This is a genomic window from Chitinophaga sp. 01L420 (assembly GCF_056399985.1).
In genome coordinates this window covers 1-11,740 of sequence record NZ_JBFTSK010000091.1, presented here as the reverse complement: position 1 = coordinate 11,740, position 11,740 = coordinate 1, and the positions used below count along the sequence as shown (strand labels likewise).

At 45.9% G+C, this 11,740-nt stretch carries 7 protein-coding genes and 1 tRNA gene; 2 read left to right on the top strand and 6 right to left on the bottom strand.

What is annotated here, in order from left to right; translation table 11 throughout:
* Window positions 1–95: 95 nt before the first annotated feature.
* A tRNA-Leu gene (locus tag AC1DP6_RS35780) sits at window positions 96–179 on the bottom strand.
* 301 nt (window positions 180–480) lie between these two features.
* On the opposite strand from AC1DP6_RS35780, the gene AC1DP6_RS35775 reads away from it, so the two are divergent.
* Complete coding sequence (locus tag AC1DP6_RS35775) at window positions 481–1,695, top strand: NAD(P)-dependent oxidoreductase (protein ID WP_477059187.1); 1,215 nt, start codon at window positions 481–483, stop codon at window positions 1,693–1,695.
* Between the two features lie 4 nt (window positions 1,696–1,699).
* On the opposite strand, the gene AC1DP6_RS35770 is transcribed toward AC1DP6_RS35775, so the two are convergent.
* From AC1DP6_RS35770 to AC1DP6_RS35750, 5 genes are all read right to left on the bottom strand, one after another.
* The gene (locus AC1DP6_RS35770; RefSeq protein WP_477059186.1) at window positions 1,700–4,492 is read right to left on the bottom strand and encodes a T9SS type B sorting domain-containing protein; all 2,793 of its coding nucleotides are present in this window, start codon (window positions 4,490–4,492) and stop codon (window positions 1,700–1,702) included.
* 38 nt (window positions 4,493–4,530) lie between these two features.
* The gene (locus AC1DP6_RS35765) at window positions 4,531–5,253 is read right to left on the bottom strand and encodes a tRNA1(Val) (adenine(37)-N6)-methyltransferase (RefSeq protein WP_477059185.1); all 723 of its coding nucleotides are present in this window, start codon (window positions 5,251–5,253) and stop codon (window positions 4,531–4,533) included.
* A gap of 2 nt (window positions 5,254–5,255) precedes the next feature.
* The gene (locus AC1DP6_RS35760; protein WP_477059184.1) at window positions 5,256–7,391 is read right to left on the bottom strand and encodes an alpha-L-fucosidase; all 2,136 of its coding nucleotides are present in this window, start codon (window positions 7,389–7,391) and stop codon (window positions 5,256–5,258) included.
* A gap of 189 nt (window positions 7,392–7,580) precedes the next feature.
* Window positions 7,581–8,585 (bottom strand): tRNA (adenosine(37)-N6)-threonylcarbamoyltransferase complex transferase subunit TsaD, encoded by a 1,005-nt coding sequence (tsaD, locus tag AC1DP6_RS35755; RefSeq protein WP_441575913.1) that lies wholly within the window; start codon window positions 8,583–8,585, stop codon window positions 7,581–7,583.
* 79 nt (window positions 8,586–8,664) lie between these two features.
* Window positions 8,665–9,918 carry an ABC transporter permease gene (locus AC1DP6_RS35750; RefSeq protein WP_477059183.1) on the bottom strand — a complete coding sequence of 418 codons (1,254 nt, stop codon included), beginning with the start codon at window positions 9,916–9,918 and terminating at the stop codon, window positions 8,665–8,667.
* A gap of 102 nt (window positions 9,919–10,020) precedes the next feature.
* On the opposite strand from AC1DP6_RS35750, the gene AC1DP6_RS35745 reads away from it, so the two are divergent.
* A complete protein-coding gene (locus tag AC1DP6_RS35745; RefSeq protein WP_477059182.1) occupies window positions 10,021–11,604 on the top strand; it encodes a peptide chain release factor 3 in 1,584 nt (527 codons plus the stop codon).
* The last annotated feature ends 136 nt before the right edge of the window (window positions 11,605–11,740 follow it).

The following is an 11,740-nucleotide window of genomic DNA, read 5'->3' as shown; positions in this document are numbered from 1 at the left end:
AGTTCTTTGCTTCCTGCACTTTTCTTTGCTGGCAAATTTTGAAAAATAAAAAAGGCCCCTAAGAAGGARCCTTTATAACTAATTGTAAATCAGGGTGCCCAGAACAGGAATCGAACCTGCACTCCCTTTCGAAAACAAGATTTTGAGTCTAGCGCGTCTACCAATTCCGCCATCTGGGCAATCATTTTATAAGAACTCGCCGCGTCAATTGCGGGATGCAAATATAGAAACTCTTTTTTATTCTCCAAGAAAATTTTTCATTTCAGTAAGAAAAAACCGGGTAACAAAAGGCTGACACCCGCCACCAAATACCTACAAAATCAGCCACCACAAATAGTTACAATCAATCAACACGTTATATTTTATTCGTAAAAAATTTTTTCTTCAACTCGCTATTTTCTCCTAAAAACCACCCCTATGACCATTACACCTTAACATTTCCGGCGCCTCCCGGTTCATTAAAATACTGTAAATTCAAAGATGGAAAACACGATACATATAGGACTGATCCGGGAAGATAAACATCCACACGATAACAGGGTGGCCTTTACTCCCAAACAATGCCAGTGGATCATGCACCATTTCCCACAGGTACGGCTATACGTACAGCCATCTCCCCTGCGTTGCTTTACGGATGAAGAGTATGAAAAAGCCGATATCCCATTGCAGGAAGATCTCTCCGGATGCACCATACTCCTGGGTATTAAAGAGGTTCCTGTAGATAAACTGATAGCAGGTAAAACCTACCTTTTCTTCAGCCATACCAAAAAGAAACAGCCGCATAACCAACACATGCTGCAAACGATTCTGCAAAAAAATATTACGCTGATCGACTATGAATGCCTGGTACATCCTGATGGACAACGCATTCTGGGCTTCGGCTTCTTTGCCGGTATCGTGGGGGCACACAATGGATTGATGGCTTATGGCGAAAAAACAAAAAGCTTTCACTTTAAAAGAGTACATACCTGCCACGACTTCCAGGAGCTGATCGCGCATTACTTCGGCATCAAACTGCCGCCGGTGAAAATCGTAATTACCGGCTCCGGACGCGTTGCTGCCGGCGCTTTGGAAATCATGGGCCTGCTCGGCATCAAATACCTCCCCCCGGAAGAATACCTGATTAACAGCTACGCCTATCCCGTATATACACAATTGAAAGCAGGAGAACTATACCTGAAAAAAGACGATAAAACATATAGCAGGGCCGACTTTCACGCACATCCGGAAAACTACGAATGCCGCTTCCTCCCTTATGTTACCGCCAGCGATATCCTGATGAACGGCATCTACTGGGACCATAACATCCCTCCCCTCTTCCTCGCCGATGACCTGAAAAAAGATAATTTTCGCATACAGGTCATTGCAGACATCACAGACGATACCAATGGCTCTATCCCCTGCAACCTGGGAGATAGTACCATAGAAGACCCCGTATACGGCGTTACAAAGGATACAATGGAACAAACAGCACCCTATCTGCCCGGCACCATCGACATGATGTGCGTCAGCAATTTACCCAACGAACTGCCCCGGGATGCTTCCCAGTACTTCGGTGATCAACTGATGAAATATGTATTTGAAGAATTATTGAAAAACGACAGCGACATGATCAGCCATGCCACCATCGCCAGTAAAGGAGCACTCACGCCAGGATTTGATTACCTGGAAGATTATGCAAAAGGCATCTCCTGATGAATTATCGTAACAAATGAACCGCCCCTTTCAGCTGCTTCTCTATACCGTCTATGTTTTTATACCGGACAAAATATACATAGCTGCCTACAGGTTGCGGCGCTCCCTTAAAGGTACCGTCCCACCCCTGTAACGGGTTGTCAGTAGAAAATATTTCCATCCCCCAACGGTTAAATACCCTGAACTCCAGCAATACCTGTCCATTAGGTGTACGTAACCGGAATATATCATTCTGTCCATCTCCGTTAGGTGTAAATGCAGTCGGCAAAAACAAATCTACCGAACAATCCTTTGCCAAAGTTCGCAGGGTAGTCGTACCACATTCATTGATAACATCTACCTGGTATATGCCAGGATAGCGGATAACATGCCCATTTCCGGTGGCGCCATTTTCCCATATATACTTATCAAATCCAGGTTGAACAGTAATCGTTATTGGCCGACCGACAAATAGACAAACTTCCGGCGCCATCGTTACCATGGGTTTTTCCTTTAACGACAGGTAAGTAGTTACGATGCTGTCACAGCCATGTATGGAAAAAAGCTTGCTGGTATACGTGTTGGCGGTAAATACCTGTCTGCCATCCGGCAACGTATAGGGGCGACCGTTACACACTGTATCATATACTTCCTTGCTATAAACTGGCAATACTGTTAACTGGGTAGTGATAATACTATCACATCCCTGGTAAGTACGCAGCGGTGAAACATAGGTACCCGATTTGGATACAACACGGCCATCCGGCAACGTATAGGACACATTATTGCACACACTCACCGCTTTCGAAATCCGGTAATTGGGATGGATATTTACCTGTGAAAGAATAATGCTATCGCAACCCAGATAGGTAGCGAGATTTGACGTGTACTGCCCGGTGGTCTTCACGATGCGGCCATCCGGTAGTGCATAAGTATTCCCTTCGCAAATATTGATCTCTTCACGGATATTATAAACAGGATTCATTGTCAATACAGTAGTGATGATACTGTCGCAACCCAGCGAAGAGGTCAATGCAGAACGATAGGTAGCAGCTTTATCCACTACCCTTCCATCCGGCAACTGATAATTGCTGCCCTCGCAAAAAGCAGCCCTTACCTGGTAATCGGTGGGAGGCACAGTCAGGGTAGTGGTAATAATGCTATCGCAGCCCTGGTAAGTTTTAACCGAAGCAACATAAGTTCCGCCAACATTTACTTTACGCCCGTCTGCCAGCTGATATTCCTGTCCGCTGCAAATCTTGACATCTTCTTTTAAATGATATGACGGCAATACTTTTAAGGTAGTAGTGATCACGCTGTCACATGTATTAAGCTTTCTTTTTAAAGTGCTCACATAAATACCGGCAGTACTTACACTTTTCCCATCTGGCAACATATAAGTATCGCCACTGCAAATGACTTTGGTGACCGCTTCCTTCGTGCCACCGCCAATCGTTATCTGCTGTATCTTTTCGTCTGTACTACAATGCTGCGTTACCGTTGCTTTTACTGTATATGTTTTATCACTGGTGTATATATGTTGGGGAGATAGCGCTGTAGAGGTGGTACCATCGCCAAAATCCCACAGCACATTCGTTACCCCTGTTGCATTGACCAGCTTAAAAGTGGGCGTCCCTTCACAAATATTCGAAACCGTAAAATCTGCCGGAACATATAAAAAGCTGTTTACAAAAGTGGGAAAACACACGGATGTTTTCCGCAGACCCTGACCAGTGGGATCCATGTCCATCCCATCCTGTTCAAAATTACAGCCCATTCCTCTTACATCCGACTGATGAATGAGACCTACATACCGATAACCACTTATCTTCTCATATCCAACATAGATACGCCTGTCCGGTCCCATCTGAATACTTCCTATCTGCAAAGGACTGATAACACTGGCCACCGTTATCTGAGACGCATTCACATTCGCCGCGGTAAGGTCATATTGATAAATACGGCTCCATATCTTATAATTCATGCTCACTACATACAGCAACTTTCCATCAGATGAAAATTCCGTGCCTAAAGGAAAAACCACATTAAGTGTCTCGAACGGCGCACTGATGACGCCTGTGGTATTATTGAATTTTAAAAGATCGACCTTACTCATTTGCCCTTGCTTCATGGCAGCTAAAGTATGTACAAGTGTTCCCCCATCATCGGAAAATTTGAGTATCCCCGCTTCTTCCCAGCCCCCGGAATGAATGACTGCACCAGTGGTATACACTGTAGGTGCTGATATGCCCGTCGATGTAACCAGGTACACATAATAATTAGCACTGCCCACCGCATGGGTTATCACCCAAAAATCCCTTCCGTTACAATGCCGGGTAGCACTTATTTTCTCCGTACTCAGGTTATTACTCAGCAACGCTGTATTTTTTGTGCCGGGAACAATATCTCCCATGCCATTGTCCAATGCCATATCCACCAAATTGTAGCGAAATCCTTTGTCGGTCATGGTAGTAAACAAGTAATACTGTCCGGGATGTCCGGGAAAGGGTACAGCCACTGCAGACTGAGAACTGGAAGGATCTCCCTGTAACCCTGTACCATTAGGCATTACCTGGTGTTTGGCATTCCATACGGTGCTTCCTTCTGTATAAAATAACAAGTCACCTGTAGAGCCATCACAAATAGTGGCCACTCCTTCACGGGTATAGGTTTGCCCATCAGTGAGAATAGAAGCGGGCGTAGTATTAAAGTTGATACCGGCGTTATAGCCAAAATACCATCGGTAAACTTCTTTCTGAGCTGCAGCCGTATATACAGACAACAGTAACAGGAAGAAACAAACAATTCTTCTGTGCATAATAAGGATAAAATAGCGGAGCGTAAGATACTAAATCCTTACAGATACAGGTAATACGGCGTCAACAGCGAAACAAACGCATTAGTATATAAACGGTCAGCATCATGTATCGCCAGCTCTTTTACAGTGGTATCCCCCCCACTCCGGCTAAATATACCCACCGCCCGAAAAAAGCCATGGTTCACGCTTTGCCGGATATACAATACCTCCCGGAGCTGAAATCCGGCTATTAAAGCCAATTCCCGGAAAATCTCAAAAACCGTATAAGGCAGGAGTACGGATACTTGTCCAGATGGGGTCAACTGCCTGTCAATAGCCCTGATCAGCTCCTGGTAACTCAGGTTAGTGGCATGCATCGCCTGGTCTTTCTGTGCATGCCCGCTTTTCAGCGCACTTTCATAAAACGGCGGATTAGTAATAATGAAATCATAGGACAATCCGTTGTCCATTTTTCGTATGTCCGTTTGCGTGAGGGATAGCCGGTTGGCCCATGGAGAAGCAGCAAAATTATCTAGCGCCTGTTGCGCCGCGTCAGGATCCAGTTCCACGGCTGTGATGATGGCAGGGATACGCTGCGCCAGCATCAAACTGAGCAACCCTGTGCCGGCTCCTATATCCAGTATAGCCGGCACCGTTGTATTTTTATCCACCAGGTACTGCGCTGTAAAGGCGCCTTGAATACAGGCGTCTGTACACACCTTCATGGCACAATGCTCCTGGTGAACGGTAAATTCTTTAAATTTAAAAAATGTATTCGCCATCCTTATTTTGAATCAATCACAACTGCCAGGTTAGGCATCCGCAGATTGCGATGCACAGATACCGGATCTGCCTCGCGGATCTCACACGTTTCTACCTTCCCGTTTCCTTTTACCGCTGCATCCAGCGACTGTACATATAATACCTGTGGTACATTGCGGTTAATGGCTACTACAGACTGCTTCGCAAAACGGCTGTATGATTTTACCACCAACTGGTTCCTGCCTGCTTTCAGGGATAACAGCAGCACTTCGGTAGCCACTCCCCCTCTTTCAGGATTATTGTGTAATACCTGTTCTTCTCCATTTAAATATACGGCAACGCCATCTCCACTGGTGAAGCCTACAAGATAACTACCCGCTTTGGCAGCGGTAATTTCCTGCAATATATATTGTGCTACACTTCTGTCGGCGTCCCATTTTATCAGTGCATCATTCTGCCAGTCCTTATGCAGCGTCCATACTTTACTATCGTTATTAGGCCATGGTTTTGCAGGATCTATATCTTTCACCGATCCATGCGTACCATCAATCCCTGACCAGAAAGGGCCAGCGCTATACATAGGCCCCCACTGCAGATTAGCAGGATCATTATTCAGTGGTGTAGTAGTACCGCCATTCAGCAACACCTCTTTGGTAGTACCATTCAGCGTAAAACGAATACGTCTGCCTTTTTCCGCGTCACTGTAGATCAACTGCAGGTGGGCTGGCTTCGTAACGGTAAACGCCCAGGAATCACCTACCTGACTGCGGTAATAGCTTTCGTAGTCCACACCGGAGAAACTGAATAACGGTGTAGCGTTATCTCTCGTCAAACGGGTAGCCTGCTTCAACAAATGCTGCGGGGTAATACTTACCCCATCTTTACAGGTAAGCGATAATACCGCAATGTCCTTGTCTGCAACAGTAAAACCGGCAGGCAACTGGATATGTGTATTACCACCTTTCACAGTTATCTTAACCGGCACTTGTTTGCCACTGCTCAGCAGTGTCACCTGGCTGATCTTACTGTTCAATCCAGGTAAAATAATAGCCCCGCTTGCTGGTGTCTGCAATAAATGCAGGTATAATTTACCGGGTTTGGTAGTGACTTCTCCCCAGGCAAAAGTAGTGTCAAATGGATTCGCCGATGCGCTGTAAATAGCTTCGCCATTGAGTTTCAACCAGGCGCCATTCAACAGTAATACATCTCTTTCAAAATCTACTACTGACCCGTCTCCACGTGGCCCGATGTTTAACAGGTAGTTGCCACCGCGGCTCACCACTTTAATCAGCCCTTCCAGTTTCTCATGCGCTTTGTCTTCCGCTTTACCATGCTGCTGCCAGCTGCGGTAACCCCATGTTTCATCATACACAGAAGCCGGTGTTTGCCAGGCAGACGCTATTTTATAATCAGGATACTGATTGTCTCCCATCACACAAAAATCGCCGGCATCATTACCCAAACGTCCACTCACCATACAGCCCGGCTGCAGGCGATGTACTATTTCTGCCAATTCCCTGCTCTGCTGCGCTGTCAGGGAACCCATATCAAACCAGATTTCTGACACCGGACCGTAATTGGTCATCAGCTCCGTCACCTGCTTCTTATTGTATTCATGATGCTCCGGTGTAATAGGATCACTGTTACTGCTGGAGATAGGATATGCCTGCGGGAAATGCCAGTCGATCAGGGAAAAATACATCCCGAACTTCAGGCCGTTACGCTGACAAGCATCCGATAATTCTTTCAGTACATCGCGTTTAAACGGTGTAGCATCTACTACATTATAATCTGTATAGGCAGAATGAAACATGCAAAACCCATCATGGTGCTTCGATGTCATCACCACTGATTTCATGCCTGCCTCCTTTGCCAGTAAAACAATCGAGTCTGCATTCCACTGCTCCGGATGGAATCTTTTAGCCACATCTCCATAAACATCACTATAAATACCGGCATGCGATTGTATTTGCTCACTATACCCCCGGGTAACAGGCTTACCTTCCCAAACGCCGCCCAGCGTAGAATAAATAGCCCCCCAGTGAATGAACATAGAATATTTCTGGTTCTTCCACTCGGTATGTGCGGTCAGTTCCTGCGCTGACACCAGTTGAAAGGTCATCACCAGACCGAATAAAGCAATCAAGATTTTCTTCATAGATAATTTGCTGTTATAACCGGACATAAAGCTAAATCGATTGAGGCAAGGAAAGGAATAGGATTTTATCCAAAGCTGGTTTTAAATAGCTGTTAGCTGTTAGCTTTTAGCTTTTAGGAAATGCAGCGGAGATCATAATATGTTAATCTCCGCTGCATTTCCTAACAGCTAAAAGCTAACAGCTAAAAGCTAAAAAGCTGCTCTCGCCGTGGGCACCACGTCCAATGCGGCAAAATCGCCCGCCAGGAATTTGTAATAGGCAGTAATAGCAATCATGCCTGCGTTATCGGTACAATACTCAAATTTTGGAATGAAAGTCCGCCAGTGGTGTTTTTGCCCATATAGTTCCAGGGTCTTCCGCAAACCGCTATTGGCACTCACGCCGCCAGCAATGGCGATATCACGTATACCCGTTTCCTCAGCGGCTTTCACCACTTTATTTAACAGGATACTCACGATGCGCTGTTGTATGGAGGCGCAGATATCCGGCAAATTCTGCTGAATAAAATCGGGATTTTTCTGCTGGTTTTCCTGCAGAAAATACAGTATCCCCGTTTTCAATCCGCTGAAACTGAAGTTCAGCTCAGGTATCCGGGGTTCCGTAAACTTAAAACGGTCAGGGTTACCGGTTTGAGCGTATTTATCTATTAACGGGCCGCCGGGGTAAGGCAGTCCCAGTATTTTGGCACTTTTATCAAACGCTTCACCGGCGGCGTCATCCAGCGTTTCGCCGATCACCCGCATGCGCAGCGGACTTTCACATAAAACGATCTGCGTATGACCACCGGAAACGGTTAAGCACAAAAAAGGAAAATCAGGTTTGGGATCATCTATAAAGTTAGCCAGTACATGTGCCTGCATATGGTGCACGCCTATCAGCGGAATATCGAGCGCCATAGCCATAGACTTGGCAAAGCAACTCCCTACCAGCAAGGAACCTATCAGTCCCGGTGATTGGGTAAACGCAATCGCACTCAGCTCCTCCCGTTTTACACCCGCCGTTTGCAGGGCGATGTCTACTACCGGTACAATGTTCTCCTGGTGAGCCCTGGAAGCCAGCTCCGGCACTACTCCTCCATACTGTTCATGTACCTTCTGATTGGCAATGTGATTGGATAATACCTTTCCATCTACCAGTACCGCCGCCCCTGTATCATCACAGGATGATTCTATCGCTAATATTTTAACAGACATAAGCTGCAAAATTAATAAAAAAAAGGCGGGAAAACCCCGCCTGTACAACAGCATCACTGCTGCCAAAATATTTATTTGTCTAATTACTCCGGATAGCCACCACAGGATCCAGTCTGGCCGCAATATAAGCCGGGATAAACCCTGCCAATACCCCTACACCAACGGAAACTACCAAACCGGCAATAAAGGCACCAACGGATATAACCATTTCAAAGGAGCTCACCGAATTAATAATTATTGTCAGAAGATAAACCATAAACAATCCCAGCAAGCCCCCGATTAAACAAAGACACACAGATTCCAGCAAAAACTCCATCAGGATAATATTGCGGCGGGCACCGATGGCCTTTTTCAGCCCGATAATATTCGTTCGCTCTTTTACGGTCACAAACATAATATTGGCAATACCAAAACCACCTACCAACAGGGAAAAGAAGGCAATAAAGCCACCACCAAGATTGATCGCGCCAAACATAGCGTTCAGACTGTCATTGGCAGAACTGATTTCATTCAGCGCAAAATCATCTTCTTCCCTCGGCCTCAACCTATGCGTAGCCCGAATCACCCCTCTCAGCTCATCTTTCAGCTGATCCAGGCTCACACCGGGCCTCGCCTTCACCAATATATAAGGATCAGCAAAACGACGTTCATCTACTACCGTTCTTGCAAAACGATAAGGCAGGATGATCGCATTGTCGAAACTACCCGCCCCGATCATGCTTTCTCCTTTTTTCTTCAGTACGCCTATCACTTTCACATCCCGGCCAGCTACCTTCACCATCTTACCCATGGCGGATTCCGGAGAAGGAAACAAACCATCCCAGATGGTAAACCCGAGAATAGCCACGTTGGCGCCACTATTACTCTCGCTGTTGGCAAAAAAGCGTCCATCGAGTATCTGCAAGGTTTGTATCTGGTCAAAATCATTGGTAACCGCCATCATCGTCACACCATCCATATAATCATCACCAAATTCTACCTTCTTGCCATTGGCATCAAAGTTAAAAGACGCATAGACGGCACTGTGCACCTTATCTTGTATCGGCTTTAGATCTTTATATTCAGGCTCCGGACGGTTCATATATTTCCACCACGCATATTCACCATTACCTCCCCAGGGCCACTTCTGCAAATAAATCACATCTTCTCCCAGATCGGACAAATCCTTTCTGATGTTATGTTCCAGGCTGCCAGTCAGTGTAAGTACCGCAATAATACAGAAGATGCCTATGGTAATTCCAAACAACGACAAAAAAGTGCGCAGCTTATTCACCCGCAGCTCCTGCATCGCCATTTTGAAACTATTCCATAATATTTTAAGGGTTGCTATCATATTTCAAATTTAGCGGATTTATGTTCATCAGCAGCGCCAATAAACACGAAATATAGCCGGACAAAAAATTTAGTTACCTTTGCTGCCATTTTTCGGATATTTATGAAGTACGCTAACGAAATCAGTAAAAGAAAATCCTTTGCTATCATCGCTCACCCGGATGCCGGTAAAACCACGCTGACAGAGAAATTCCTCCTGTTCGGCGGTGCTATTCAAACAGCCGGTGCGGTGAAGTCCAATAAGATAAAGAAGCATACCACTTCGGATTTCATGGAAATTGAAAGACAGAGAGGTATCTCGGTAGCCACTTCCGTTATGACCTTTGAATACCGCGATATCCTGGTTAATCTCCTGGATACTCCCGGTCACAAGGACTTTGCAGAAGATACCTACCGCACACTGACGGCAGTAGACAGCGTAGTGCTGGTGATCGACTGTGTGAAAGGGGTGGAAGAACAAACCGAAAGATTGATGGAAGTGTGTCGTATGCGCGATACGCCTGTTATCATCTTCGTGAATAAAATGGACCGCGATGGTAAATATCCTTTCGATCTGCTGGACGAACTGGAAGAAAAACTCAGCATCCGTGTAAGACCACTCAGCTGGCCTATCAACATGGGCAGCGACTTCAAAGGAGTATATAACCTGTATGATAAAAGCCTGGTGGCCTTCCTGCCCAACAAGAAAGCCACTGATGAAGATATCGTGCCGCTGGCAGATCTCAGCAGCAGCTACGTGGACGAACATTTCAACGCAAAAGATGCCGCTCAGCTGCGTAGCGACGTGGAACTGATAGAAGGCGTTTACGATACCTTCAACCGGGAAGACTACCTCGCCGGCAAACTGGCGCCGGTTTTCTTTGGTAGCGCCGTTAACAATTTCGGCGTGAAAGACCTGCTGGATACCTTCGTAGACATTGCTCCCATTCCCCGCAACCGTACCGCTACCTCCCGCGAAGTAGATGTAAATGAAGACAAATTCAGTGGATTTGTCTTTAAAATACATGCGAACCTCGATCCGCGTCACCGCGACCGTATTGCGTTTCTCCGTGTTTGCTCCGGTAAATTTGAACGTAACAAGTTTTATCACCACGTTCGTTTAGACAAAGACGTTAGGTTCAGTAACCCCTACAGCTTCCTCGCCCGTGAAAAAAATGTAGTGGATGATGCTTACCCTGGAGACGTGGTGGGGTTGTTTGATACCGGCAACTTTAAAATCGGTGATACCTTAACGGAAGGTGAAAACTTCTACATTACCGGCATTCCGAGCTTCTCTCCTGAACTGTTTAAGGAGCTGGTGAACAAGGATCCGATGAAGACCAAACAGCTGGAAAAAGGCATACGTCAGCTGACAGACGAAGGGGTTGCCCAGTTGTTTACACAGCATGGTGGCAACCGCAAAATCATTGGTTGCGTAGGTGAATTGCAGTTTGAAGTAATCCAGTACCGCCTCCTGCAGGAATATGGTGCAGCGTGTCAGTTTAACACCCTCCAGTTCTACAAAGCCTGCTGGCTTACCGGTCCTAAAGATAAAATAGAAGAATTCATCCGCTTTAAATCTTCCAATATCGTGGAAGATAAAGACGGCCACCTCGTTTACCTGGCCCAATCCGAGTGGTACCTGAATACCGAACGCACCAACAATCCGGATATTCAGTTCAATTTTACATCAGAAATCCATAAATAATAGAATAGCTGTTAGCTTTTAGCTTTTAGGAAATGCAGCGAAGATCATAATCTGTTAATCTTCGCTGCATTTCCTAAAAGCTAATAGCTAACAGCTAAAAAAAGCCGCTTCCCGTGAACGAGTGCGGCATTGCTTG